At 73.0% G+C, this 24783-nt stretch carries 25 protein-coding genes; 13 read left to right on the top strand and 12 right to left on the bottom strand.

Annotated features, from left to right (window positions below):
- Window positions 1-97 precede the first annotated feature (97 nt).
- A complete protein-coding gene (locus tag C5508_RS04240) occupies window positions 98-604 on the top strand; it encodes a VOC family protein (RefSeq protein WP_104523711.1) in 507 nt (168 codons plus the stop codon).
- A gap of 69 nt (window positions 605-673) precedes the next feature.
- Here the strand turns inward: C5508_RS04240 and C5508_RS04235 are convergent, their stop codons facing one another.
- The 5 genes from C5508_RS04235 to C5508_RS04215 all read right to left on the bottom strand — a co-directional run bounded on the left by C5508_RS04235 (window position 674) and on the right by C5508_RS04215 (window position 6153).
- Window positions 674-2137 carry an NAD-dependent succinate-semialdehyde dehydrogenase gene (locus C5508_RS04235; protein WP_104523710.1) on the bottom strand — a complete coding sequence of 488 codons (1464 nt, stop codon included), beginning with the start codon at window positions 2135-2137 and terminating at the stop codon, window positions 674-676.
- Window positions 2138-2150: 13 nt separating this feature from the next.
- Window positions 2151-3389 (bottom strand): M24 family metallopeptidase, encoded by a 1239-nt coding sequence (locus C5508_RS04230; protein WP_104523709.1) that lies wholly within the window; start codon window positions 3387-3389, stop codon window positions 2151-2153.
- Between the two features lie 4 nt (window positions 3390-3393).
- The gene (locus tag C5508_RS04225; protein ID WP_269801756.1) at window positions 3394-4368 is read right to left on the bottom strand and encodes an NAD(P)-dependent oxidoreductase; all 975 of its coding nucleotides are present in this window, start codon (window positions 4366-4368) and stop codon (window positions 3394-3396) included.
- Between the two features lie 138 nt (window positions 4369-4506).
- The gene (locus tag C5508_RS04220; protein ID WP_104523707.1) at window positions 4507-5082 is read right to left on the bottom strand and encodes a carboxymuconolactone decarboxylase family protein; all 576 of its coding nucleotides are present in this window, start codon (window positions 5080-5082) and stop codon (window positions 4507-4509) included.
- A gap of 12 nt (window positions 5083-5094) precedes the next feature.
- The gene (locus C5508_RS04215; RefSeq protein WP_104523706.1) at window positions 5095-6153 is read right to left on the bottom strand and encodes an alpha/beta hydrolase family protein; all 1059 of its coding nucleotides are present in this window, start codon (window positions 6151-6153) and stop codon (window positions 5095-5097) included.
- A 96-nt stretch (window positions 6154-6249) separates the two neighbouring features.
- Between C5508_RS04215 and C5508_RS04210 the strand changes: the two genes are divergently transcribed.
- The 4 genes from C5508_RS04210 to C5508_RS04195 are packed head-to-tail and all read left to right on the top strand — an operon-like array spanning window position 6250 to window position 10646.
- Window positions 6250-7407 (top strand): M24 family metallopeptidase, encoded by a 1158-nt coding sequence (locus C5508_RS04210; protein ID WP_157943989.1) that lies wholly within the window; start codon window positions 6250-6252, stop codon window positions 7405-7407.
- A gap of 13 nt (window positions 7408-7420) precedes the next feature.
- Window positions 7421-8338 carry an ABC transporter substrate-binding protein gene (locus C5508_RS04205; protein WP_104523704.1) on the top strand — a complete coding sequence of 306 codons (918 nt, stop codon included), beginning with the start codon at window positions 7421-7423 and terminating at the stop codon, window positions 8336-8338.
- Window positions 8338-9528 carry an MFS transporter gene (locus C5508_RS04200; RefSeq protein ID WP_104523703.1) on the top strand — a complete coding sequence of 397 codons (1191 nt, stop codon included), beginning with the start codon at window positions 8338-8340 and terminating at the stop codon, window positions 9526-9528. The genes C5508_RS04205 and C5508_RS04200 overlap by 1 nt, the downstream gene beginning before the upstream one ends.
- A 59-nt stretch (window positions 9529-9587) precedes the next feature.
- On the top strand, window positions 9588-10646 hold the full coding sequence (locus tag C5508_RS04195) for a LacI family DNA-binding transcriptional regulator (RefSeq protein WP_198597854.1): 1059 nt from the start codon (window positions 9588-9590) through the stop codon (window positions 10644-10646).
- 92 nt (window positions 10647-10738) lie between these two features.
- Here the strand turns inward: C5508_RS04195 and C5508_RS04190 are convergent, their stop codons facing one another.
- The 4 genes from C5508_RS04190 to C5508_RS04175 all read right to left on the bottom strand — a co-directional run bounded on the left by C5508_RS04190 (window position 10739) and on the right by C5508_RS04175 (window position 14266).
- Complete coding sequence (locus C5508_RS04190) at window positions 10739-11578, bottom strand: ABC transporter permease (RefSeq protein WP_104523701.1); 840 nt, start codon at window positions 11576-11578, stop codon at window positions 10739-10741.
- Window positions 11579-11598: 20 nt separating this feature from the next.
- On the bottom strand, window positions 11599-12363 hold the full coding sequence (locus C5508_RS04185) for an ABC transporter permease (RefSeq protein ID WP_104523700.1): 765 nt from the start codon (window positions 12361-12363) through the stop codon (window positions 11599-11601).
- The gene (locus C5508_RS04180) at window positions 12356-13138 is read right to left on the bottom strand and encodes an ABC transporter ATP-binding protein (protein WP_198597853.1); all 783 of its coding nucleotides are present in this window, start codon (window positions 13136-13138) and stop codon (window positions 12356-12358) included. The genes C5508_RS04185 and C5508_RS04180 overlap by 8 nt, the downstream gene beginning before the upstream one ends.
- 78 nt (window positions 13139-13216) lie before the next feature.
- Window positions 13217-14266, bottom strand: coding sequence for an ABC transporter substrate-binding protein (locus C5508_RS04175; protein ID WP_104523698.1), 1050 nt, complete (start codon window positions 14264-14266; stop codon window positions 13217-13219).
- A 282-nt stretch (window positions 14267-14548) separates the two neighbouring features.
- On the opposite strand from C5508_RS04175, the gene C5508_RS04170 reads away from it, so the two are divergent.
- Both C5508_RS04170 and C5508_RS04165 read left to right on the top strand, forming a co-directional pair.
- Window positions 14549-15082, top strand: a complete 534-nt coding sequence (locus C5508_RS04170) for an FABP family protein (protein WP_104523697.1) — start codon at window positions 14549-14551, stop codon at window positions 15080-15082.
- Complete coding sequence (locus tag C5508_RS04165; RefSeq protein WP_104523696.1) at window positions 15079-16779, top strand: DUF885 domain-containing protein; 1701 nt, start codon at window positions 15079-15081, stop codon at window positions 16777-16779. The genes C5508_RS04170 and C5508_RS04165 overlap by 4 nt, the downstream gene beginning before the upstream one ends.
- Window positions 16780-16783: 4 nt before the next feature.
- Here C5508_RS04165 and C5508_RS04160 read toward each other — a convergent pair whose 3' ends face one another.
- The 3 genes from C5508_RS04160 to C5508_RS04150 form a co-directional block, all read right to left on the bottom strand.
- Complete coding sequence (locus C5508_RS04160) at window positions 16784-17590, bottom strand: hypothetical protein (protein WP_232796908.1); 807 nt, start codon at window positions 17588-17590, stop codon at window positions 16784-16786.
- A gap of 246 nt (window positions 17591-17836) precedes the next feature.
- Entirely contained in the window at window positions 17837-19213 is a 1377-nt protein-coding gene (gene nhaA / locus C5508_RS04155) for a Na+/H+ antiporter NhaA (RefSeq protein ID WP_104523694.1), read from the bottom strand.
- A 70-nt stretch (window positions 19214-19283) separates the two neighbouring features.
- Window positions 19284-20132 carry an aminotransferase class IV gene (locus tag C5508_RS04150; RefSeq protein ID WP_104523735.1) on the bottom strand — a complete coding sequence of 283 codons (849 nt, stop codon included), beginning with the start codon at window positions 20130-20132 and terminating at the stop codon, window positions 19284-19286.
- Between the two features lie 38 nt (window positions 20133-20170).
- On the opposite strand from C5508_RS04150, the gene C5508_RS04145 reads away from it, so the two are divergent.
- From C5508_RS04145 to C5508_RS04120, 6 genes are all read left to right on the top strand, one after another.
- Complete coding sequence (locus C5508_RS04145) at window positions 20171-20629, top strand: Fur family transcriptional regulator (RefSeq protein ID WP_104523693.1); 459 nt, start codon at window positions 20171-20173, stop codon at window positions 20627-20629.
- On the top strand, window positions 20626-21726 hold the full coding sequence (ygfZ, locus tag C5508_RS04140; protein ID WP_232796907.1) for a CAF17-like 4Fe-4S cluster assembly/insertion protein YgfZ: 1101 nt from the start codon (window positions 20626-20628) through the stop codon (window positions 21724-21726). Before C5508_RS04145 ends, ygfZ begins: the two co-directional genes overlap by 4 nt.
- Before the next feature lie 123 nt (window positions 21727-21849).
- Window positions 21850-22410 carry an RsiG family protein gene (locus tag C5508_RS04135; protein WP_104523691.1) on the top strand — a complete coding sequence of 187 codons (561 nt, stop codon included), beginning with the start codon at window positions 21850-21852 and terminating at the stop codon, window positions 22408-22410.
- Window positions 22407-23378 carry an asparaginase gene (locus C5508_RS04130; protein ID WP_104523734.1) on the top strand — a complete coding sequence of 324 codons (972 nt, stop codon included), beginning with the start codon at window positions 22407-22409 and terminating at the stop codon, window positions 23376-23378. Before C5508_RS04135 ends, C5508_RS04130 begins: the two co-directional genes overlap by 4 nt.
- Window positions 23379-23465: 87 nt before the next feature.
- Window positions 23466-23930, top strand: coding sequence for a helix-turn-helix domain-containing protein (locus C5508_RS04125; protein ID WP_104523690.1), 465 nt, complete (start codon window positions 23466-23468; stop codon window positions 23928-23930).
- A gap of 27 nt (window positions 23931-23957) precedes the next feature.
- Window positions 23958-24743, top strand: coding sequence for a hypothetical protein (locus tag C5508_RS04120; RefSeq protein WP_104523689.1), 786 nt, complete (start codon window positions 23958-23960; stop codon window positions 24741-24743).
- Window positions 24744-24783: the final 40 nt, after the last annotated feature.

The following is a 24783-nucleotide window of genomic DNA, read 5'->3' as shown; positions in this document are numbered from 1 at the left end:
AGGGACGAATACAACCGATTGCATAAATTCTCGCCGCGGTGTCCGGTGGTGTGCCAGGGTGGGGTTCCCAGTCGTCTGCGACGAGCCAGGAGGACGCATGGCGCTCCCCGGTCTGACCGGTGTGGACCACATCGGTTTCACCGTCCCCGATCTCGACGAGGCCACGGAGTTCCTCGTCGACGTGCTCGGGTGCGAGTACCTCTACTCGCTCGGTCCGTTCGTGCACGAGGACAGCGACTGGATGGCCGAGCACCTCGCCGTGCACCCGCGGGCGGTCATGCGGCGGAACTCGTTCTTCCGGTGCGGCGGTCAGGCGATCTTCGAGGTGTTCCACTACGAGGCGCCCGACCAGACCTCGGTCCCGCCGCGCAACAGCGACGTGGGCGGGCACCACGTCGCCCTCTACGTCGACGACCTGGATGCCGCGGTGGCCTACCTGCGGAGCCGCGGCGTCCGCGTGCTGGGGGAGCCGACGGCGAGCTCGGGAGCCCACGAGGGGCAGCGCTGGGTCTACTTCCTCGCGCCGTGGGGGATGCAGTTCGAACTGGTCAGCTACCCCGACGGGAAAGCATGGTTCCGTCACCCGGAGCGTTTCGCCGGGTGACGGAACCGAGAGGCCACCCTTCAGGGGCCCGTGCCGAGCTTGCGAGGCGTGGGGGGAAGGGTGGCCCGGCTACCAGCCGACGGCGATGTACTTGCTCTCCAGGTACTCGAGCATGCCCTCGTGCCCGCCCTCGCGCCCCACACCGCTCTGCTTGGTCCCGCCGAACGGCGCGGCCGGGTCCGACACGACGCCGCGGTTGAGCCCGACCATGCCGGAGTCCAGGCGCTCGCTGACGGCGAGGCCCTGCGCGAGGTCGCCGGTGTAGACGTAGGAGACCAGGCCGTACTCGGTGTCGTTGGCGAGGGCGATCGCCTCGTCGACGGTGTCGAACGGGACCACCGGGGCCACCGGGCCGAAGATCTCCTCCCGCAGGATCGAGGCGTCGGCCGGCACCTCCCCGAGGACGGTGGGCGTGTAGAAGAAGCCCGGGCGATCGGGGGCGGACCCGCCGGACAGCACCGCTGCGCCACCGTCGAGTGCGCCGGTGACGAGTTCGGCCACCTTGTCGCGGGTGGGGGCGTTGACCAGGGGGCCGACATCCACGCCGGCGTCCAGCCCGTTGCCCACCCGGAGCCGGCTCATCGCCACCGACAGCCGCGAGGCGAACTCCCGCTCGATGCTGGCGTGCACGTAGAACCGGTTGGCGGCCGTGCAGGCCGAGCCGCCGTTGCGCATCTTGGCGAGCATCGCCCCCGCCACCGCGGTGTCGAGGTCGGCGTCGGCGAGCACCAGGAAGGGCGCGTTGCCGCCCAGCTCCATGCTGCAGCTCACGACGGTCTCCGCTGCCGTGGCCAGCAGGCGGCGGCCCACCTCCGTGGACCCGGTGAAGGACAGCTTGCGCACCCGCGGGTCGTCGACCATGGCCTTCACCACGCTGCCGGCGCTCCGGGTGGTGACGCAGTTGACGACGCCCGGCGGCACGCCGGCCTCCTCGAGGAGGGCGACGATGGCGAAGGCGGTCAGTGGCGTCTCCGTGGCCGGCTTCAGCACCACCGTGCAGCCCGCGGCCAGCGCGGGCCCGATCTTGCGCGTGGCCATGGCCGCCGGGAAGTTCCACGGGGTGACCAGGACGGCGACGCCGATCGGCTGGCGCAGCACCAGGATGTTGTTGGTGCCGGCCGGTGCGGTCTGCACGGTGCCGGCGGCCCGGACCGCCTCCTCCGCGTACCAGCGGAAGAACTCGGCGGCGTAGGCCACCTCGCCCCGCGCGTCGGCCAGGGCCTTGCCGTTCTCCAGCACGATCAGCTCGGCCAGCTGTTCGCGTCGCTCCGTCATCAGGGCGAAGGCCCGCATGAGGACGTCGCTGCGGTGGCGCGGTGAGGCGGCGGCCCAACCGGGCAGCGCCGCGGCGGCGGCGTCCACGGCCGCGATGCCGTCCTCGGGGGAGGCGTCCGCGACCGTCACGAGCACCTGCTCGGTGGCCGGGTCGAGGACCGGGATCGGGTCGGGCCGGCCGGCCTGCCGCCAGTTCCCCCCGATGTAGAGGTCGGTGGGGATGGTGGACATCCAGGGGCGGTCGTCCAGCGCGGTCATGCGGAGATCCCTCTCAGTAGGGGTTGGTGACGACGAGGTCCTGGGCGGGGAACAGCGTGAGGATGCGGGGGCCGTCGGCGGTGACGACGACCTCCTCCTCGATCCGCGCCGCGGAGAAGCCGTCGCTGGCGGGGCAGTAGGTCTCCAGCGCGAAGACCATGCCGACCTGCAGCTCCACCGGCTCCTTCATGCTGTTGAGCCGCGAGATGATCGGTCGCTCGTGCAGACCGAGGCCCAGGCCGTGGGCGAACTGCAGCCCGAAGGCCTCCATCTCGCTGCCGAACCCGAACTCCTCGGCCTTCGGCAGCAGTGCCGCGACCTCGTCGGTGCCCACACCGGCCTTGATGCCGGCCAGCCCGCGGTCCATCCACTCGCGGGCCTTCGTGTAGGCGTCCCGCTGCGCGGGGGTGGAGCTGCCCACGGCGAACGTGCGGTAGTAGCAGGTCCGGTACCCGTTGAACGAGTGGATGATGTCGAAGAACGCCTGGTCGCCGGGCCGGATGAGGCGGTCGGTGAAGTTGTGCGGGTGCGGATTGCACCGCTCACCGGAGATGGCGTTGACCGCCTCGACCTGGTCGGAGCCCATCTCGTACAGGCGCTTGTTGGCGTGCGCGACGATCTGGTTCTCGCGGATGCCGGGCTTCAGCATCTCGACGATGTCCTGGTAGACGCCGTCGACCATGGCCGCCGCCTGGTTGAGCAGGACGATCTCGTCCTGCGACTTGATCACCCGGGCGTCGAGCATGAGCTGCTGGCAGTCGACGACCGTCAGACCCTGCCGCTGCATCTCGAAGAGGAATGCCGGTTCCACGATGTCGACGCCGACGGGCAGGTCGGCCACGCCGGCCTCGACGAGCATCGACTTGATCTCCGTCACCGCCTCGGCCATGAGACCGACCGAGGGCGCCACGGCTCCGCGGAAACCCAGGAAGCCGGCGCGGTAGTTCTCGGTCGGGACCCACTGGGAGTGCAGCTTGTGGTGCTTGACCGCCGAGCCGAAGTCCCACAGCACCGGGTCCTTGCCGCGGGCCAGCAAGGCGTAGCGGATCATCTTGTCGCCGAGCGCGCCGCCGATCCAGGTGCTGGTCGTGTAGCGGATGTTGTAGAAGTCGAACAGCAGGAAGGCGCCGCACTCGCTGGCGTCCAGGGACTGCTTGGCCCGCCCGAGCCGGTAGTCGCGCAGGCGGGCGAAGTCGACCCGCGTCTCGTAGTCGACGCCCATGTGTCCGGGGGCGGCCAGCGGTGCGGCCATGCGCTCAGCCCTCCTCGAGCGGGGCGAGGCCGTCATCGACCTCGACGTCCTCGGAGACCAGCTCGAGGCCCGAGTTGCGGGCCTGCAGCTGGAGCAGGACGGCGAAGTCCTCGGTGACGTGCCCCTGGGCGATCGCCGCCTGGACCGTCTCGCGGGCGGCGGAGGTGACCGGCATCGGGACGCCGAGCTCGTCGCCCGCCCGCAGGCCGAGGTCGAGGTCCTTGCGCAGCAGCACCGGCGTGAACGTGGGCGTGAAGTCCAGGTTCACGTAGGCCGGCGACTTGTACTGCGTGAACATCGAGCCCATCACGCTGTTGTTCAGGAAGTCGAGCATGGCGGCCCGGGGCACTCCGCCCTTCTCCGCCAGCACGACGATCTCGGCCATGTTCTGGGCGACCACGCCCAGCATGATGTTGTGGCAGATCTTCACCAGCCGGGCCTTCTCGCCCTCGCCCACGTAGGTCACGTGACGGCCGAGCAGGCTGAGGATCGGCTCCACCTGGTCGTAGGCCTCGCGCGGGCCGCTGCTGACCAGGCTCAGCTTCCCGGCGGAGACCACCTTGCCGTTGCCGCTCACCGGCGAGGCGAGGAAGGCGATGCCCCGCTCCTCGGCCACGGCCCGCACCCGCTCCGAGGCCTCGGTGGAGACCGTCGAGCAGTCGACGAGGATGCGCGGCGCCTTGGCCGGGTCGCTCAGCAGCCGGCCGACGACCTGCTCGAGGTCCGCCGAGGTCGTGACCATCGTGAAGACGACGTCGCGGTCGGCGAGCTCGACCGGCTCGTCGGCGACCTTGGCGCCGGCGTCGATCAGCGGCTCGGCCTTGCTCCGCGTCCGGTTCCACACGGTGAGGTCCATGCCCGCCCGGCCGATGCGGGCGGCCAGTGCGGCACCCATGTGGCCGGTTCCGATCCACCCGACGGTGAGCTCGGGAAGGTCTGTGCGTGTCATCGAGGAACCCCATCCGGTGGTGGACTGCAATCGTTTGTACGATAACTGCGGCGAAGGCGATGTCAAGGTCTCGCGGCTCGGTCGAGGGGCGTCGTCCCCTCGGCGACCCGCATCCGGACGAGCCCGCTGCGGGCCGCCCGGGGTGAGTGCCCTGGGCGGCCCGTGCGCTCAGCCGACGAGGCCCGGAGCCAGCCCGGCCGTCGTGCCGGTCGGCACCTCGCCGTGCTTGACCTGCATGGTCTTGAGCCAGCGCTGCTGCCCCATCGTCACGCCGATGAAGTAGCCCAGCTCCACGATCTCCGGCTCGGAGAAGTGCTGGTGAAGCCGATCCCAGAGACCGTCGTCGGCCATGGCGGGATCCCAGGCGATGGCCTCGGCGTAGGCCAGCGCCGCCTTCTCCTTGTCCGTGTACTGGTCGGAGGTGCGGAACTCGATGAGGTCGTCGTACCCGCGCTCGGTGAGCCCGTCGGCCGCGGCCACGTGCGACCGCTGGCCCGCGCAGTACCCGCAGTCCAGCGTGCGGGCCACGAAGACCCGGCACAGCTCCTTGATGCGGTGGTCGGTGACGCCGTTGCGGAAGACCCCGTCCCACGTGCGGGAGAACGACCGGAGGACCTCGGGCACGTGGGCCCGGATGCTCTGGCTCTCCGGCCGGGGGGTGCCGAAACGCCGCGAGTCCTCGAGGTACCCGGCCAGTTCCGGGTCGTCGAGGGCGTCCACGTCCACATAGCTGATCCGTGCCATCGTCGTGCCTCCTCAGGAGCCGAGCTGCCGGGCCATCCAGTCAGCCGTCTTGTACCTGTGCTTGGCGGCCACGTTCATGTTTCCGTGGTTGCCGTCGTCGAGCATGAGCAGCTCGGTCGGTCCGGCGGCCTCGGCCACCAGCCGCTCGGCGTGCTGCCAGGGGATGAGGCGGTCCTGCTTGCCGGCCACCACCAGCAGCGGTACGCGGATCCGTCCGGCCGCCTGGGACAGGTCCAGCTCGAGCGCGCGCTTGCGTCCCTCCTCCTGGTCGGCGGCGAAGGAACGGGCGGTGAACGCCTCCCGGGTCAGCGGCGGCAGCTGGTCCCAGCACTCGCCGAAGTTGTAGGGCCCCGCCAGGGCCACGCACGCCTTGACCTGGTCGACCCCGCTGGCGAGCCGGGGCGCGTAGTAGCCGCCCAGGCTGACCCCCCAGACGCCGATCCGGTCGGGGTCGATCCCGGGCTGGGCGGCCACCGTGTCGACGATCGCGTGACCGGGGACCTCCCAGTCGCCGCGGATGGGCAGGTCGTACTCGGCCTCGCCCTGGCCGGGGCCGTCGACCGAGAAGGTGGCCAGCCCCCGCTCGAGGAACAGCGCCTCGGTCGAGCGGAACTCCTCCTTGGTGGAGTCCAGGCCCGGCACCATGACGACGACGGGGTGCGGCCCGGACCCGTGCGGCCGGCGGAGGATGCCCACCAGGCGGCTGCCCTCGAACGGGATCTCGATCCGCTCGCCGGGCGGGTCCAGGTGCGGCAGCGCGTCGGTGAGGCAGGCGACGGCCCGCTCGTGCGCAGCGCGCATCTGGTCGGGGAACTCGACGAAGAGGAACTTCCCGAAGTGGTAGTAGACCGCCGCCGTGGACAGGTGCGTGCCGGCGGACCGCGTACGTCCCTCCGCCAGGGCCTCCCGGCCCAGGTCCTCGTGCACCCGGGCCGCGTCGGACCAGGCCCTGCACCAGTCCGACCACGACTCGAGCCCGGACGTGACCCGCTGGAAATCGGCCACCGCCACGCCGTTCGTCGTGAACCGGGGTGCCCAGTTCGCTACCGCGCTGGCAACACGCGCATCCATCGTGCGTCCTTCCGTCGGGAGGCTTGCAATCGAGTGCATGCTCGGGCAGGCTCCGCGGCGATGTCAATGGCGGACTGTCCGGGAGATGGGGCGACGGTGAGGGTCGACGAGACGGAGCTGCGGCGCTTCGGCGGCGACGAGATGGCCCGGCGCCGTGCGGCCCTCCTGGCGATCGCGGCGGAGGCCGGCGTGGACTCCGTGCTGCTGTACGGCGCCAACCGCTCGGCCGGCGCGGTGACGTGGCTGACCCAGTGGCCGGTGACCCGTGAGGCCGCGGTGGTCGTGAGCCCGGGGCACCGCGACGTCCTGTTCGTCTCCTTCTTCAACCACGTGCCGGCTGCGACGCGGCTCGTCCGGGACGCCGAGGTCCGCTACGGAGGCGCGTCCGCGGTGGTCCCGGCGCTCGAGGTCCTGCGCGAGCGCGGCCCCGCGGCGCCGGCGCTCGGGGTCGTGGGCCCGCTGCCGTGGCAGGCGTACCGGCGGCTCGAGGCCGCCGGCGTGCGGGTGGTGGACCTGAACCCGACGTACACGCGGCTGCGCATGGTCAAGTCGGAGGAGGAGCTCGGCGCGCTCCGCACGGCGGCCCGTCTCACCGATGCCTCCGCGGAGGCCCTGCGCGACCGCCTGGTCCCGGGCGTGACCGAGCACGAGCTCGTGGCCGCCGTCGAGCAGGCCTATCTGCCCCTGGGCGGGAGCAACCACATCCACTACGTCTCGGTCACCTCGATGGCCGATCCGGACCGTTGCGTGCCGTCCCAGTGGCCCACCGGCCGCCGGGTCGCCGAGGGCGACGTCGTCACCTTCGAGCTGAGCACCGCGTTCGTGCCGGACTACCCCGGGCAGCTGCTGCGGACGTTCACCGTCGGGGCGGACCCTGAACCGCTGTACCGCGAGCTGCACGACGTCGCGCAGGAGGCGTTCGAGGCCATCGCCGCGCTCCTCCGCCCCGGTGTGCGGGCGCAGGAACTGGTCGACGCCTCGTCGGTCGTCGAGGACCGGGGGTTCACGACCGTCGACGACCTGGTGCACGGCTTCGGCGGCGGCTACCTCCCCCCGGTCCTGGGCACGCGCAGCCGCACGCTCGAGCCGGTGCCCGACCTTGAGCTCCAGGCCGGCATGACGCTGGTCGTGCAGCCCAACGTCTCCACGCCCGACCACCTGTCCGGGGTCCAGGTCGGCGAGCTGCTCCTGGTGACCGACGCCGGGGCCGAACGACTGCACACGTTCCCGCACGGTTTGCAGCGGGTCTGCTGAGAGGGGACGCGAGATGGCGGACACGATCCGGCTGGGCTACTTCAGCACGAGCGTGGTGTCGAGGTGGGCCCAGGAGCACGGCACCTTCGCCGACCACGACCTGGTCGTCGAGGAGCTGCCGGTGACCTCCTCGCCGCAGCAGTTCTCGTCGCTGCTGGCGGGGGAGTACGACGTGGTGCTCACGTCCCCGGACAACGTGGCGACCTACGTGCTGAACGAGCAGAACCCGCTCGGCCGTCGGTTGGACCTGCTCCTGCTGCGCGCGGTGGACGGCGGCTCCCGGCTCTCGCTGGTGGCCGACCCGTCGATCGGCCGCCTGGAGGAGGTGGCCGGCAAGCGCTTCGGCGTCGACGTGCCGACCTCCGGTTTTGCCTACGTCGCCTACGCCCTGCTGCGGACGGTGGGCCTGGAGCCGCACCGCGACTACGCGGTCGTGACCGCCGGCGCCACCCCGCGCCGCCGTCAGCTGCTGGCCGACGGGGAGTTCGACGTGACGTTGCTCAACGCCGGGCACGAGGCGCGGGCGGTCCGCGGCGGTGCCCGGGTGCTGGGCGAGGTCAGCGACGTCGTCACGCCCTACCTCGGGTCGGTGCTGGCGACGGTGGCGGGTGGGCGGACGGATGCCGTCGAGCGCTTCCTCGCCGCGTGGACGGCCGCCGAGCGCGAGGTGCTCGACCCCGCGGCCGCCGAGGACGTGCTGGCCCTGCTGCAGCAGCAGCCCGACACCGACCGCGGCGTCGCGGAGGCGATGTACGGATCCCTGCTGGACCCGGTGCACGGCCTGTGCGCGGGCGGGCACATCGACCCCGCGGCTCTGGAGAGCGTCCTGCGGCTGCGCGCGGCCGCCGGCGGCTTCGAGCGCGACCTGGACCTCGCGGCGCTCTCGCGGCCGGGCGGAGGGCTCGTGCCGGCCCCGTCGCCGGCGAGCTGATGAGCGCGGTGCAGGACCCGCAGGTCGGCATCGGCCGCAGCCAACTGCGGGGGCTCCAGGGCGTCAACCTGGTCAGCTCGCTGGACCGGTCGACGATCGCCCCGATGCTGCTGGTCATCGCGGCGGACCTGCGCGTGTCGGTCGCCGAGGTCACCCTCGTGGCCAGCGTGTACTACCTGACCTACGGCCTGATGCAGCCGGTGTGGGGGATCGTCTCGGCCCGGATCGGCACGGTCCGCACCCTGCGGCTGACCCTGATCGGCGCCGCCGTCGTCGGCATCGCCTCGTCGTTGTCGCCGGACGTGGTGGTGCTCGCGGTGCTCCGCAGCATTGCCGGCGGCCTCTTCGCCGCCGCGATCCCCGCCAGCCTCGTCTACGTGGGGACGACGGTCCCCGTCGAGCGGCGGCAGCAGCCCCTGGCCGACCTCATGGCGGGGGTCGCCGTCGGCATGGCGGTGGCCACCGTGGCCGCCGGCTGGGCGGCGGAGCTGATCAGCTGGCGATGGGCCTTCGCGGTGACGGCGGTGGCCGGCGGCGTCCTGGCCTTCCTGCTGCGCACCCTGCCCGAGCTGCCCCGGGTGCCGGGGGCCGCCCGCCCGGTGCGCGCCCTGCTCGCTGCCGTCCGCGAGCCCTGGACGGCGCTGGTCCTCGCGCTCGGGTTCGTCGAGGGGGCCGCCCTCACCGGCGTGTTCACCTTCGTCGCCCCCGGTGTGGAGGAGTCCATCACCGGTGGGGCCGGGCTGGCCGGCACGGTCGTCGCCGCCTTCGGTGTCTCGGTGCTGCTGTTCACCCGCGTCGTGCGGCCGCTGTCCCGGCGGCTGAGCACCCCCACGCTGCTCGTCATCGGCGGGGCCGCCGGGTCCGCCGGCTTCGGCGTGCTCGTCGTGCAGCGCGGACTGGTCGGGGGAGTGCTCGCCTGCGTGCTGCTGGGTGCCGCCTGGGCCTTCATGCACTCCACGCTGCAGACGTGGGCGACCTCGGTGGCGCCGGCGGCGCGGGCCCAAGTGGTCTCCCTGTTCGCCGCCTGCCTCTTCCTGGGCGGGTCCACGGGAGCGGCGCTGGGCGGACGGCTCGCGGACGGGAACCACTACGCCCTGCTGTTCGGCGTGTCCGCCGCGGTGTTCGTCCCCCTGACGGTCACGTCGGCGCTGGCCCGGCGCCGGTACCTGCGAACGCGACGGGGACGCTGATGGCGGTACCCCCCGGAACGCGCAGGCCGCGGCAGGCCCCGATCGCTACGCTGTCGCGCGTGGCTCCGCGCCCGACGCTCCGAGACGTCGCGACCGCTGCAGGGGTGCACCCTGCGACGGCCTCGCGGGCGCTGAACGAGGACACCCGATCCCTGGTCCGGCCGGCCACGGTCGAGCGGGTGCGCCAGGTCGCGACGGCGCTGGGCTACTCGCCCAACCCGATCGCGCGGAGCCTCAAGACGAACCGGTCGGAGACCGTCGGCGTCCTGGTCCCCGACATCACCAACCCGGTCTTCCCGCCCATCGTCCGGGGGGTCGAGGACTTCCTCGCCGAGCACGGGTACACGGCGCTGACGGCGAACACGGACAACGACCCGGAGCGGGCGGCACTGAACTTCGCGGCCATGCAGGCACGCCAGGTGGACGGCTACATCATCGCGACGGCGCGACGGGACGACCCGCTGCTGCACGACGCGGCCGGCCGCGGCGTGCCCATGGTCCTGGTGAACCGCCAGACCGAGGGCCTGGACGTCTCCGCGGTGACCGGCGACGACTCCGTGGGCATCAGCCGCGTCGTCGACCACCTCGTGGATCTCGGGCACACCCGGATCGGGCACGTCGCCGGCCCGTCGAGCACCTCGACCGGCATCGCCCGGGAGCGGGCGTTCCGGTCCGCGCTGGAGCGGTACGACCTCTCCGCCGCGGCGGCCGTGACGGCGCAGGCGTTCACCGAGGCCGCCGGGCGGACCGCCATGCTGGAGCTCCTCGAGGCCGGTGCGCCGACCGCGGTGGTCGCCGGCAACGACTTGCTGGCCATCGGCTGCTACGACGCGCTGGACGACCTGGGCCTGGAGTGCCCGCGGGACGTGAGCGTCGTCGGCTTCAACGACATGCCCTTCATCGGGCGGCTGCGGCCGCCGCTGACCTCGGTGCGGGTGCCGCAGTACGAGCTCGGCATCGAGGCGGCCCGGCTGCTGCTGGACCGGCTCAGCGGGCGGAGCACGACGCCCCGGTCGGTGCTCCTCCCGGTCACCCTCGTCGTGCGCGGTTCCACCGCCCCGCCGCCGGGGGCCCGGGCGCGCCGGCGGGGCCGGGGCTCCGCTCCGTCCCCCGGCTGAACGACCGGCTCCGTCGCCCGGCTGAGCGACCGCCCGGAACGCGAACCGGCCGGCAGGGGATCCCTGCCGGCCGGTGTTCGCGCGTGTCGTGCTCAGGGCGTGGCGCGCCAGACCGACAGCCGCTTCTCGACCCGCTTGAGGGCCCAGAAGAGGACGAAGCCGACGATCATCAGCAGGACGACCGGCACCAGGCCCTCGGCCATCCGGAACCGGCGGGAGTACCGCAGGATCATGAACCCGAGGCCGGTGACCGACGTGCTGAACTCCGCCACCACGACCGCGATCAGCGCCCGCCCGATGGCGAGCCGGAAGCCCGTGACGATGTAGGGCAGCGCCCCGGGGATGAGCACGTCCCGCCAGACCGTGTACTCGCGGGCGCAGAACGACCGCGCCAGCTCGACCAGGTCGCGAGGCACCTCGCGAACCCCGGTCGCGGTGCTGATGGCGACCGGGAAGAACACGAACATCGCCACGATGACGATCTTCGCCTGGACGCCGAAGCCCAGGGCGACGATGAGGATCGGGACGATGGCGACCAGCGGGGTGGCGAAGGCTGCGTTGATGTAGGGGTCGACGACGAGGTCGAGCAGCCGGAAGCGGCCGACCAGGATGCCGACGACGAGCCCCGGGATCGCCCCGGCCACCAGCCCCGTGACCAGCACCGTGCCGCTCGACTGCGCGGCGGTGAACAGCTCGCCGCTGGCCGTGAGGTCGCCGAAGGCCCGGGCGACGTCGAGCGGGCCGACGATGAGCTTGTCGTCGTTGACCATCGAGTACAGGTGCCAGACCACCGGCACGAGCAGGAGCCCGAGCACCCACAGGACCGGCTCGCTGCCGAGCCAGCCGAGCCGGTTGCGGCTGCGGCGGAGCGGCGCGCCGGCCGGCGGTGCGGCCGGCGAGGCCGGCGAGGCCCCGGCGGACGACGTGGACACGGGAGCAACGGCCGAGGACGTCACGAGACCACCTGCCAAGGAGCGATGCGGCGCTGGACACCCTTGAGGACCACGATCGAGACGGCCCCGACCAGCGCGAGGAAGAGGACGGGGACCAGCGCCGTGGCCACGTCGAAGCGGTTCGAGTAACGCATGATCATGTAACCCAGGCCGCTGGCGCCGGCGTAGAAGTCGGCGAGCACGACCCCGGTCAGGGCGTGGATGAAGCCGACCCGGACGCCGGTGATGATGCCCGGCACGGCCGTGGGGATGAGGATGTCGCGCCAGAGCGCCCATTCCCCGGCGCAGAAGGAGTGCGAGAGCTCCACCAGGTCCCGGTCGACGGTGCGGACGCCGGACGCGGTGTTGATCAGTGCCGGCAGCACCGTGAACAACCAGACGATGAAGATCTTCGTCGTGTCGTTGAAGCCGATGATCACCAGCAGGAACGGGATCAGCGCCACCAGCGGCGTCGAGTAGAAGATGTTGATCGGCGCCTCGGTCAACCAGTAGAGCCGCTTGGAGCGACCGATCAGCAGGCCGACCGGGATCCCGACCAGCAGGCCCAGGGCGGCGCCGATGGCCAGGATCTTCAGCGACGGCAGCAGGTAGTCGAAGAACTCACCCGTGCCGAGGACCCGGGCGGCGGAGGACACCACGTCCGCGGGCGAGGCCAGGAAGAGCGAGCCCAGCATCGCCGACAGCGCCCACCAGAGGCCGACGACGAGCAGGCCGAAGCCGATCCGGGCCAGCAGGACTGTGCGGCGGTCGGGTACGTCACTCACCGGGCGCTCCCCCGGCGGCCACGGGCCGGTCCTCGTGCCGCAGCAGGCCCCACATGTGCTGGCGGAGCTCGGCGAACACCGGGTCGGTGCGGATGTCCACGGCCGACCGCGGGCGCTCGAAGGGGATGCGGATGTCGTCGACGATGCGACCCGGCTTGGCCTCCATGACCACGACGCGGTCGGACAGCACGATCGCCTCGTCGATGGAGTGGGTCACGAACATGACGGTCTTGGGCGAGTCCGCCCAGATCGACAGCAGCTCCTCCTGCATCAGCTCGCGGGTCTGGGCGTCCAGCGCGCCGAACGGCTCGTCCATGAGCAGGTACTTGGGATCGATGGCCAGCGCCCGGGCCAGGCCCACGCGCTGCTGCATGCCGCCGGAGAGCTGGTACGGGTACTTCTTCTCGTAACCGCGCAGGCCGACCATGTCGATCTTCTGCTGCACGCGCTCGCGCGCCTCGGCCTTCGGCACGCCGCGCAGGCGCAGGCCGTAGCCCACGTTGGCCTCGACCGTCCGCCAGGGCAGCAGCCGGAAGTTCTGGAAGACGAGCGTGAGGTCGGGCCGGGGCCCGGTCACGGGCTGTCCGTCGAGCAGGATCTGGCCGGAGGTGGCCTTTTCCAGACCCGCGACGGTGCGCAGCAGGGTGGTCTTGCCGCAGCCGCTGGGGCCGAGGATGGAGACGAACTCGCAGTCCTGGATCTCCAGGTCCAGGCGGCTGAGCACCTCCAGGGAATCGAAGGACTTCTGCACGCTCTGCGCGCTGATGGTCGCCACCGGGGCTTCCTTCCGGTCGTGTGTCGGGGAGTGCGGAGGAGGGGTGGCGAGCATCGCTCGCCACCCCTCCCGGTGTCACTACTGCTTCTCGACCAGTGCGAGGGCGTCCTCGTAGATCGAGGGGTCGACGAGGTCCTCGTAGGCCGGCGCCTCCTCGACGTTGCCGACCACGACCTGCTGCTCGGCGGTGAAGTCCACCATCTGCTGCGGGTAGCCGTTGTCCGTCGGGTAGATCTCGTCCTGGAGGAAGATGTCGAACGTCTCGTCCAGGACCTCGCGGCTCAGGCCGGTCTGCTCCTCCGCGACGTCGAGCACGGTCTCCTTGTTGGCCGGGTCGCTCATGAAGTCCTTGGCGGCGATGTTGGCCGCGACGAACTTGACCAGGGCGTCCCGCTTGCGGTCGATGATCTCCTGCGGAGCCGCGTAGCCGGCGTAGTGCCAGTCCGGCACGACCTCCCAGAGGTTCACCAGGTTGTGCAGCGGGGCGTCCGGGAACTCCTCGAGGATGGCGAGGGCCTCGTCGATGTGGAGCAGGCCGACGTCGGCCTGCTCGTTGACGAGTGCGTCGTCCTCGGCGCCCGGGAAGCTGACGTACTCGACGTCCTCCTTGGTCAGACCGCAAGAGGTGTAGTACTGCGTGAAGAGGGCGTCGGCGAAGCCGCCGACCTCGTCGATCGCCAGCCGCTTGCCGCGCAGGTCCTCGCAGGACTTGATGTCCTCGTTGGCCACGAGGGCCACCTCGACGCCGGGGCTGTAGGTGTAGAACCCCTTGACGTCGCTGCCGCTGCCGACCGCGTTGATCAGGGTCGGGGTGGGCACGGCGGCGACGTCGGCCGACCCTGCCTCGGCGCCGCGCAGCGCGGTCACGCCGCTGTCGAGGCTGACGATCTCGACGTCGACGTCGAAGTCCTCGTAGAAGCCCTGGGCCTGGGCCACCCACGGCATGATGTGGACGAAGTTCGGGGGGATCACCGGCATGCTGACGACGACCGTGTTGGAGTCCTCGCCGCCGCCGCCGCCGCCGCCTCCTCCGCCGCCCGACGAGTCGCTGCTGCCGCCGCAGGCGGTGAGGAGGAGGACGAGAGCCGCTCCGGTGGCACCTGCCTGCACTGCTCCGTGCTTAGCCATGTGGCCGACCTCTCAGGAAGGGGCCGCCCCGGTGTGACGCGGCCTACACAATCGATTGCACGAAAGATGGCCCTTCGCGTTGTCGCTGTCAAGGGTCGGCGGCCGGTTGATGCCATCCGGTTGCCCGGGAGGGCCGCGGAGCGGCTCCGCCGGGGTCGACGGACATCGCTACCGTGGCGCCATGATCTCTGCCTGGGTCCTGGTCTCCCTGACCGCGGTGTCGGCGCTCGGATTCGGCTACGGCGCCGTCCGGCTGGCACGTCGTCCGACGGCGGCCCGGCGATGAGCGAGCAGACCGAACTACCGGTCCCCGACACCGCCGACGTCCGCAGCGGTGCCGAGGTCTCCGAGGACATCCTCTCCGTCCTCCCGCTGCTGGGGGAGTGGCACGGGGAGGGGCAGGCAGCCGGGACCGGCGGTGACCACCGGTTCGGCCAGTGGGTCCGTTTCGCCCACGACGGTCGTGGGTTCCTCGTCTACGAATCGCGGACGTGGCGGCTGACCGATGACGGGAAGATCGTCGGCCCCGACGTCCGGGAGTCCGGCTTCTGGCGTCCCCGCGGCGGCGACGACGTCGAGCTGCTGGTCGCCGCCCCGGACGGTCTCCTGGAGATCTACGTCGGAACGGCCCGGACGACGACGAGCTGGGAGCTCTCCAGCGACGTCGTGGCGCGCACCCCCGACGCCCCGGAGGTGACCCGCTCGGTGCGGCTGTACGGGATCGTCGAGGGCGCGCTCATGTACGCCATCGACCGCGCCGTCGGCGAGGGCCCCCTGCGCCCGACGATGTCGGCCCGGCTGGAGCGGATCCGGTGACGGCGCCGGCCACCACGCCCCGGCAGGTCGCCGACCGCTACGTCGAGGCCGCCACCGACCTCGACCCCACGCTGGGCACGGCCCTCGGTACCCGGCCGCGCGAGGACCGGCTGCCCGATCCCAGCCCGGCGGGCCTCGAGGCCGAGGCGCAGCTGGCCCGGGAGACGCTGGCCGAGCTGGACCGCGTGCTCGCCGCCGATCCCTCGCTGGACGATGACCCGGTCGAGCGCCGGTGCGCCCGCCTGCTGCGCGAGCGCCTGGAGGCGGAGATCGCCGGTTCCGAGGCGGGTGAGGGCTTCCGGTCGCTGAACAACCTGTTCACGCCCATCCACTCGATCCGCCAGGTGTTCTCCATGATGCCGGCGGCGACCGAGGACGACTGGGCCGTCCTCGCCCGCCGCCTGGCGCGGGTCCCCGAGGCCTACCGCGGCTACCGGGAGACGCTGGCCGAGGGTGCCCGGCGGGGGCTGCTGGTCGCCCCGCGGCAGGTGCGCACCGTCGTCGCCCAGCTCGACCAGTGGCTCGCCGGCCCGTACTTCGCCGGCTTCGCCGCTGCCGGTCCGGACGCCCTGCGTGCCGAACTGGACTCGGCCGCGCGAGCCGCCGACGCCGCCGTCGCCGAGATCCGGGACCACCTGCGCGACGAGTACTTGCCACTGGCCCAGGGCACGCCGGACGCCGTCGGGCGCGAGCGCTACGCCGTCGCCGCCCGCCGGTGGACCGGGTCGGACCTGGGCGCCGGTCGCGGGCTGGAGGAGGCATACGCGTGGGGCTGGTCCGAGCACCGGCGGATCGTCGCCGAGCAGCGGACCGAGGCGGGAAGGGTGCTGCCGGGTGCGACCCCGATGGAGGCGATGCGCTGGCTGGCTGCCAACGGCCCGGCGGTCGAGGGCGTCGAGGCCGTCCGGGAACGGTTGCAGCAGATGATGGACGACGCCATCGCCGCGCTGGACGGCACGCACTTCGACCTCGCCGAGCCGGTGAAGCGCGTCGAGGCGATGATCGCGCCGCCCGGCAGCGCCGCGGCGCCGTACTACACGCGGCCGGCGCAGGACTTCTCCCGGCCGGGCCGGACCTGGCTGCCGACGCTGGGGCGCACGCGCTTCCCGCTCTGGGACCTGGTGTCGATCTGGTACCACGAGGGCGTTCCCGGCCATCACCTGCAGCTGGCCCAGTGGGCGCTGGTCTCCGGCGAGCTCTCCACCTACCAGACGTCGGTGGGGTCCGTCGGGGCGAACGTGGAGGGCTGGGCGCTCTACGCCGAGCGGCTCATGGACGAGCTGGGCTACTTCCCCGACCCCGGTGAACGGCTGGGCTTCCTCGACGCGCAGCAGCTCCGGTCGGTCCGGGTGGTCATCGACATCGGCATGCACCTGGAGCTGCCGGTGCCCGACGACGGCGAGGGGGTGCTGACCGAGCACCGCGGCCGGCCGTGGACCCCGGAGCTGGCACGGGCCTTCCTGGGCGAGCACTCCGGCGCCGATCCGGCCTTCCTCGACAGCGAGCTGGTGCGCTACCTCGGCATGCCGGGTCAGGCCATCAGCTACAAGCTCGGCGAGCGGGCCTGGCGGCAGGGCCGGGAGGCGGCACGGCGCGCCCGGGGCGCCGACTTCGACCTCAAGGCCTGGCACATGGCCGCGCTGTCCCAGGGTTCGCTGGGCCTCGACGACCTCGAGGCGGAACTGGCGCAGCTCTGAGAGGTCAGCGGGGTGGGACCGGGTTGACCGGGTCGTCGGCGTGGCCGACCCGGTCGCCGGGATCGGCCGGCACGGCCTCCAGACCCGGCGCGGCCAGGAGCTCCGCGATGCACGCCTGCGTCCCGCCCACGTAGGTGCTCATCAGGTCGACGTCGGTGGCCACGATCCAGGCGCGGTCGGCCGGCCACCAGAGGTTGGCGCTCTGCTCCGAGGGCTCGGGCGCCAGATTGCGGACCGCGTCGGCGACCGCGCCCCGGACCAGCACGACGTCGCGGGCGCGGGGGAGCAGCAGGCGCGGTGCGGCGCGCAGGTCGGCGGTGTCGTAGCCGTGGCCGGTCCAGCGGCCGAAGAGGCAGTCCTGCGGCGTCGTCGTGTGGCGGGCGAGGACGGCGACCATCCGCTCGGCGAGCGAGCACGGCAGGTGGCCCTCGGCGGGGGTGCCGTCCCACGTCGGCGGCTGGCTGTCCTCGCTGATGTACTCCCAGCCCCCGGTGAGGGCCGGCCACTGCATCCGCGGATGCGGCGTGGTGCCGTTCAGCTCCGCGACCGTGGACCAGGCGATCTCGACGTCGTCATCGCCGTCGTAGCGGTAGGCGGGGTGCAGCACCCGCGCGTAGGCGGGGAAGAGTGGCGGCACGAGCGACCCGACGGTGCTCCAGTGCGCCCGGCTCACGGCCTCGGAGATCCAGGTGCCGACGGCGACGTCCTGCTCGACCGGCAGCCCGCCGAGCTGCACCTGACCTCCCCCGGAGAACGGACAACCCCCGGGCTGTTCCGCGGCGCCCAGCCCTCCGGAGAGGGGGAGCAGCACGCGGGCCGACTGGACAATGGTCGGCGGCCCGGGGGTCGGGTGACTGTCCGGTTCTCGCTCGCCGCCGTACGACGGACGGGCGACAAGTGCCGTCGTCCGGCTTCCACGCCGGACGGGCGGCCCATCTGGACGGCGGCTAGCGGACAGCCACCTCACGAGTCCTGTAGCTCAGCAAGTTACGGACCACCTCCTCTCTCGTGTGCCACGACGGTACGACCGGGAGAGCGGCGCGTGCAACCGTATTTGTCAGCTGTCGGCGAACGGCCTGGTGGCGCCACCGGAGGGCGTGTCGCCGGGCCGCGCGGCACGGTTCCCGGGCCGGTCGTCCACGTCGTCCCAGGCGTCCGGGATGCCGTCGAGGTCCACGTCGGAGGTCTCCTCGAGCTCCATGCGCTGGTAGATCCGGTTGCGCGCCCGGAGCAGCACCGTGGCCAGCAGCGCGGCGGTCAGGGTGCCGACCAGGACGCCGACCTTCACGTGCTCGTCGCGCTCGCTGCCGGTGCCGAACGCCAGCTCCCCGATCAGCAGCGACACGGTGAAGCCGATCCCACCCAGCAGGGCCAGACCCACGACGTCCCACCAGCTGAGGTCGTCGGCCAACTCGGCTCGGGTGAACCGGGACACCAGCCAGGTGGCGAGGGTGATGCCGATCGCCTTGCCCAGGACCAGCCCCACCACGATGCCCAGGGCGACCCGGTCGGTGAGGGACTCCGTCAGCCCGGAGAGCCCGCCTACGGTCACCCCGGCGGCGAAGAAGGCGAAGACCGGGACGGCGACGCCGGCCGAGACGGGCCGGAAGCGGTGCTCGAAGTGCTCGGCCATGCCCGGTCCGGCATCGGGACCGCCGGCGGCCTGGCTGCGGACGACCGGGACGGTGAAGGCCAGCAGCACCCCGGCGACCGTGGCGTGCACGCCCGACTCGTGCACCAGCACCCAGGTGACGACGGCCAGCGGGATCAGCAGCCACCACGATCGGATCCGCTTCTGCACGAGGAAGCCGAAGAGCGCCAGCGGGATCAGGGCCAGCAGCAGCGGCGTCACCGCGAGCGCCGAGGTGTAGAAGATCGCGATGATCATGATGGCCAGCAGGTCGTCGACGACGGCCAGTGTCAGCAGGAACGTGCGCAGCGCGCTGGGCAGGTGGGTGCTGATGACGGCCAGCACGGCGAGCGCGAAGGCGATGTCGGTCGCCGTGGGGATCGCCCAGCCGCCGAGCGCGCCCCCGCCGCCCAGGTTCACCAGCACGTAGAGCAGCGCCGGGACCGCCATGCCCCCCACGGCGGCGGCCACCGGGAGGGCGGCCCGGCGCGCGTCGCGGAGGTCGCCGGCGACGAACTCCCGCTTGAGTTCCAGCCCGGCGACGAAGAAGAAGATGGCCAGCAACCCGTCGGCCGCCCAGGTGCCCAGCGGCAGGTCCAGGTGCAGCGACGACGGGCCCACCCGGAGGTCGCGCAACGACTCGTAGGACCCAGCCCACGGCGAGTTGGCCCAGACCAGGGCGACGACCGTGCCGATCAGCAGCAGGACACCGCCGACGGTCTCCTTGCGGAGGACCGAGGCGATCCGGCTGGCCTCGGACCAGGATCCGCGCCCGAACAGACGGGCGGAGGAGGTGGCAGGCATACGGGCGGCTCCAGGGGAGGGGTCGACGGAGGAACTGCCGACCAGACTTCCCGGCTCACCTGGGGCCAGGCTACCGGGCGAGGAGCTCCCGCACCCGCTCGGACAGGCCTGCGTCGCCGCGCCGAACGCCGTCCAGGGTGTGCACCGTCGCCGCGCCGCGCACCCCGGAGAGCAGCCAGACCGCGTCGGCGGCGTGCAGGTCCTCGACCGTGCCCGGCGTGACCGCGGTCGGCCACCCGTCGGCCCCGGCCCGCGCGAACAGCCGGGCCTGCGTGGTCCCGGCGAGGATGCCGGTCTCCACCGGCGGGGTGTGCAGGGTGCCGCCGGCGGCCCACACCACGGTGGACGTCGGCCCCTCGAGCAGCTGCCCCTCGAGGCTGGTGAGGACGACGTCGTCGGCGCCGAGTGCGTGCGCGTGCCGCTGGGCGGCCATGTTCACCGCGTAGGACAGCGTCTTTGCGCCGCCCAGGAGCCACGGCGCGCCGGCCCGGAAGTCCGCGGGGACGCCGAGACCCAGGCTCACCACCGAGATCCCGTCGGTGCGCTGGCGCAGGGTCTCCTCCGGAACGGCGGCCAGCAGCGCCAGCGCCGTCGGAGGGCTTCCCTCGCCGGGGCCGCGGGTGAGGAACAGCCGGCAGACGCCCTCGACCGCGGAGGGCCAGTCGGCGAGGACCGCGCCGATCAGCGCCCGCCAGGTCCCGTCCCCCGGGGAGGGGATGTCGAGGAGGGCGGCCGACCGGGTGAGCCGTGCCAGGTGGGCGTCCAGGTGCGGTGTGCTCCCGGCGACGACGGCCACGGACTCGAAGACGCCGTCGCCGCGGGCCAGACCCTGGTCGAAGGCGGTCACGACGGGCTGGTCGGCGGGGACGGCGACCGCCGATCCGTCGCGCCAGAACGCCACCCTGCGCTGCTCGGTCACGCCGCCAGCCTGCCGCACGCCCGGCATAGGCTCACGTCATGGGCACCGACGACCTGGCCGCGCCGCTCGCCGAGCAGCTGCGGGCCCGCGGTCTGCGGCTGACGCCCCAGCGGGCGCGGGTGCTCGCGGCGGTGAGCGCGCTGGAGCACGCGACGCCGGAGGCCATCGGCGCCCGGCTGCGGGAGGAGGCCGGTCCCGGCGGCAGCGCACCGGACACCTCGACGATCTACCGCACCCTGGAGTTGCTGGAGAGCCTCGGGCTGGTGTGGCACACCCACCTGGGCCGCGGGGCGCCGGTCTACCACGCCTCCGAGCGCCCCCACCTGCACGTCGTCTGCGCCTCCTGCGGCGAGATCTCCTCCGCGGCCCCGGACCTCCTGGACGAGGCGGCGGAACGTCTGGCGGCCGAACTGGGTTTCACCGTCGACGTCGGTCACGTCGCCCTGTCCGGGACGTGCCGCGCATGCCGCAACCGAGCAGCCCAGGAGACACCGTGACCGCCTCACCCCTGCTGTCCCGCCCCGGCGCCGTCCAGGAGGAGGACGGCTCCGTCGCCGTGCACTACGGCGACCCCCTGCGCGAGCAGCGGGTCCTGGCCGAGGGCGCGGGTCTGGTCGACCGCAGCGATCGTGACGTCCTCGTGGTTCCCGGCGCCGACCGGCTCTCCTGGCTGCACAGCATCACCAGCCAGCACTTCGAGCGGATGACCGACGGCGCCGGCAGCGAGGCGCTGGTGCTGTCGCCGAACGGGCACGTGGAGCACCACCTGGTCGTGGCGGAGCTGGCCGGCACCACGTGGGCCGACGTGGAGCCGGGCACGGGCCCGGCCCTGCTGGGCTACCTCGAGCGGATGCGCTTCATGCTCCGCGTGGAGCCGCAGCTGGTCACCGACGCCTGGGCGGTGCTGAGCGTCGTCGGTCCGGAGGCGCCCGGGGTGGTGGCCGCCGCGGGGCTGGCCGCGCCGGAGCGGGAGTACGCCGTCGAGCCGAGCGGCCCGGGCTTCGTCCGCCGGATGCCGCCGGTCGGAGACGGCGGGGCCGCCGTCCTCGACGTCCTCGTGCCGCGGGCCGAGCTGGCCGCGACGGCCGACCGGCTGTTCGCCGCCGGCGCCCGGCCCACCGGCTCCTCGGCCTACGAGGCGCTGCGCGTGGAGGCCCGGCGTCCGCGGTTCGGCGTCGACAGCGACCACCGCACGATCCCCAACGAGCTGGAGTGGCTGACCACCGCCGTCCACCTGGAGAAGGGCTGCTACCGCGGCCAGGAGACCGTCGCCCGCGTGCACAACCTGGGCCGGCCGCCCCGGCGCCTGGTCCTGCTGCACCTGGACGGGATCAGCGAGGACCTGCCGGCCCCGGGCGCCGACGTCCTGGCCGGGACGCGGACCGTCGGCCGCGTGGGAACCGTGGTGCGCCATCACGAGCTGGGCGTCGTCGCGCTGGCGCTGGTCAAGCAGTCCGTGGCGCCGGACACCGCCCTGACCGTCGCCGGCTCGAGCGCCGCCATGGACCCCGACGACGCCCCCTCGGGGCTCGACGACACCCGGGCCGCGGCGCGCGACCGCGTGCGGGCCGTCCGGTCTGCGACGATCGGGTAGCGGCCGGCGATCACCTCCGGGTGGGCGCGGCCGGACCGCTGTCCTACGCTCCGCCCAGCGCCCGCCGATGACCACCGCCGATGCCCGGACCATGCCGGGGATCACGCCCCTGGAGGCCACCCCGTGAGTCCGAAGCCGTCCCCCGCCGGGGGTGCCGCCGTCGATGCGCTGCTGGACCCGTCCTTCCTCGACGGCGCCGTGCAGCTGCAGATGAGCGAGGTGCGGCGGCTGCGCCGCGCGGCCGAGCAGGAGGAGGTCAACCTCTCCTACACCCGGCGGCTGCTCCAGGGCCGGCTCGACATCGTGCGCCGGGAGCTGCAGCGCCGTGCGGAGCACGACGGCCGCTCGCTGGTCGACCTGCTGCCCGAGATCCTCGCCGAGAAGGGGCGTGGTCCCGCGCACGGCCTGGGCCGGCACCAGACGGTGCAGCCGGCGAGCCCGGAGGAGTACGAGTCCTGGGTGAACTCGCTGACCCCCGGCGCGGACCTGTCGGCGATCACCGAGCTCTCGGGCACGTTGCTGGAGTCCGCCGCGCGTTCGCTGGCCGAGGCCGAGAAGGGGCTGTCGGAGCGCCGGCGCGGAGTGCAGCAGGTCATGGACGGGCTGGCCGCCGAGCTCGGCCGCCGGTACCGCGACGGCGAGGCCGACGTCGCCGCCCTGCTCGCCGACGAGGGCCGGCACTGAACGGCGAGTGGCCCGACAACCCGGTTCTGGTCGAGGTCCGGCGGTCGGGCTTCCTGGAGTCGGTGCACCGCGGCTCGCTGGTGGTGCTGGACGCCGCCGGCGAGGTGACGTTCGCCGCCGGTGCGGTCGACCGCCCGACCCTGCCGCGGTCGTCGAACAAGCCGGTGCAGGCGACGGTCATGCTGGCCGCGGGCTGGACGCCGGGCTCCGGCGAGGAGCTGGCGATCGCCGCGGGCTCGCACAACGGCGAGGACGGTCACCGGGAGACCGCCGCCGCCGTGCTCGCGGCCGCGGGACTCGGGCCGGAGTCGCTGGGCTGCCCGCCCGCGCTGCCCTCGCACGAGGGGACGAAGGCCGGCTGGCTGGCGTCCGGCCGGGCGCCGGAGCGGCTGGCCATGAACTGCTCCGGCAAGCACGCGGCGATGCTGGCCGCCTGCGTCGCCGCCGGCTGGTCGACCGAGGGCTACCTGTCGCGGGAGCACCCGCTGCAGCAGGCGATCGAGGCGCGGCTGGCCGAGGCGGCGGGGGAGCCGGTGACGGCGGTCGTCGTCGACGGCTGCGGAGCGCCGCAGCACGCGATGTCGGTGACCGGTCTGGCCCGGGGCGTGCTCGCGCTGGTCCAGGGAGCCGAGGGCTCGAGCGAGCGGGCGGTCGCCGACGCGATGCGGGCCAACCCGTGGTTCGTCGCCGGCACGGGGCGCGAGGACACCGACCTGATGCGGGCGGTGCCCGGCCTGCTGGTCAAGGGCGGCGCCGACGGCGTGCACGTGGCCGCGCTGCCGGGTGCCGGGGCGGTGGCGCTGAAGCTGGACGACGGCGGCGACCGCGGCCGTACGCCGGCGCTGGCCGCGGGGCTGCGGCGGCTCGGCGTCCCGGCCGAAGTGCTTGCTCCGTGGTCGCGCACGCCGGTGTCCGGTGGCGATGGAGTCGTCGGGGACGTCCGGGAATCGGCGGATCTAAACGCCTGAGCAGCCCTTCCGGGTGTGAGGGTCTTCACGCCGCTGTGCTAACTCCTCCGCTTGCAACTGCTAGCACCCGGGGTTAACGTCGATGCCGTGCAGAACCCCGGGAACTTCGTCCGCGAGCAGGTGACGACCGTCCGCGAGACCGTGGACCGCGTCGCGGGCAGTGTGGCGGAGACGGTCGCCGACGCCCCCAGCGTCTCGGCCGTCAGCTCGTCGGTGGGTGACTTCATTCGCGAGCAGCGCAGCGCTGCCCGGGTGTCGCTGCGCGAACTGGCCCGCAGCGCGGGGGTCAGCAACCCGTACCTGTCCCAGGTGGAGCGGGGTCTCCGGAAGCCGTCAGCGGAGATCCTCGCTTCGATCGCCCGGGGCCTGAAGATCTCGGCCGAGTCGCTCTACGAGCAGGCAGGGATCCTCGACCGGCGTTCCGGGAATCCGGACACCGTGGCGGCGATCCGCTCGGACGACGCGCTGTCCGAACGGCACAAGGCCGTCCTGCTCGAGCTCTACGAGACCTACGTCCGTGAGCACCGGGCCTCTGCCCCGGCCGCCGGCTGACCCCCACCCCACATACAAGGAGTCGACATGACCCCCACCCAGACCGTGAAGCAGTACGGCGAGTTCGCCGTCGCGCAGGGCCGCACTCTCGCCGAGCAGGCCAGGACCCCGCTGCTGGCCGTCGTCGGCGCCGGTGACCTGGCCGTCGAGCGCGCCCGCACCGCCGTCGCCTCGTTCCGCTCCCGCGCCGAGCAGCTGCCCGGCGAGGCGACGGTCCAAGCCGACCTGGCCGTGAAGGAGGCCCGAACCCGGGCCACCGAGGCCGCCGGCACCGCCCGCACCACCGCCCAGCAGCTGGCCGTCGCCGTCCGTCCGGAGGCGCTGCGCAGCACCGTCGTCGGCCTGGTCGAGGTGGCCCGCACGCAGGCCGCCACCACCGTCGGGACGCTGGCCGAGCGCGGCGCCGAGGTCGTCGAGGAGCTGCGTCGTCAGCCCGCCGTCCGCCGCGTCGTCCGTCGCGCCGAGGCTGCTGTCGACTCCGTCGAGGACACCCTCGAGGACGCTCTCGAGGAGACCGCCGAGGTCATCACCGAGGCGTCCAACGAGGTCACCTCGGTCGTCCAGAAGACCGCGGGCAAGGCCGCCAAGGCCGCCGCCAAGGCCGAGGAGACGGTGCACGAGACCGCCGAGACGACGAAGGCCTCCGTGGCCGAGGCCGCCGAGGAGGTCCCGGCTCCCAAGGCGGCCAAGGCGAGCGCGAAGAAGAACAGCGCCGCCGCCGCCAAGAAGGCCCCGGCCACCTCGGCTCAGGTGACCCGCGCCCGCACCGCCCGCCGTGACGACCCGACCGCCGTGCCGGCCAAGAAGAACTGACCTTCCCGGTCCTCGAACCAGGGCCCCGGAGCTGGCTACG

The organism is Blastococcus atacamensis (assembly GCF_002938425.1).
In the GTDB taxonomy this organism is placed as follows: Bacteria; Actinomycetota; Actinomycetes; order Mycobacteriales; family Geodermatophilaceae; genus Blastococcus; species Blastococcus atacamensis.
The sequence above is the reverse complement of the archived record's forward strand: the minus strand, read 5'-3'. Positions and strand labels throughout refer to the sequence as shown.

Bases quoted from the DNA above. Each gene is read 5' to 3' on its own strand.
- C5508_RS04235 (WP_104523710.1), bottom strand. From the start codon at position 2,137: ATGACCGCGCTGGACGACCGCCCCTGGATGTCCACCATCCCCACCGAC.
- C5508_RS04220 (WP_104523707.1), bottom strand. From the start codon at position 5,082: ATGGCACGGATCAGCTATGTGGACGTGGACGCCCTCGACGACCCGGAA.
- C5508_RS04240 (WP_104523711.1), top strand. From the start codon at position 98: ATGGCGCTCCCCGGTCTGACCGGTGTGGACCACATCGGTTTCACCGTC.
- C5508_RS04120 (WP_104523689.1), top strand. From the start codon at position 23,958: ATGACCCCCACCCAGACCGTGAAGCAGTACGGCGAGTTCGCCGTCGCG.
- C5508_RS04175 (WP_104523698.1), bottom strand. From the start codon at position 14,266: ATGGCTAAGCACGGAGCAGTGCAGGCAGGTGCCACCGGAGCGGCTCTC.
- C5508_RS04205 (WP_104523704.1), top strand. From the start codon at position 7,421: ATGGCGGACACGATCCGGCTGGGCTACTTCAGCACGAGCGTGGTGTCG.
- C5508_RS04230 (WP_104523709.1), bottom strand. From the start codon at position 3,389: ATGGCCGCACCGCTGGCCGCCCCCGGACACATGGGCGTCGACTACGAG.
- nhaA (WP_104523694.1), bottom strand. From the start codon at position 19,213: ATGCCTGCCACCTCCTCCGCCCGTCTGTTCGGGCGCGGATCCTGGTCC.
- C5508_RS04145 (WP_104523693.1), top strand. From the start codon at position 20,171: ATGGGCACCGACGACCTGGCCGCGCCGCTCGCCGAGCAGCTGCGGGCC.
- C5508_RS04200 (WP_104523703.1), top strand. From the start codon at position 8,338: ATGAGCGCGGTGCAGGACCCGCAGGTCGGCATCGGCCGCAGCCAACTG.
- C5508_RS04170 (WP_104523697.1), top strand. From the start codon at position 14,549: ATGAGCGAGCAGACCGAACTACCGGTCCCCGACACCGCCGACGTCCGC.
- C5508_RS04215 (WP_104523706.1), bottom strand. From the start codon at position 6,153: ATGGATGCGCGTGTTGCCAGCGCGGTAGCGAACTGGGCACCCCGGTTC.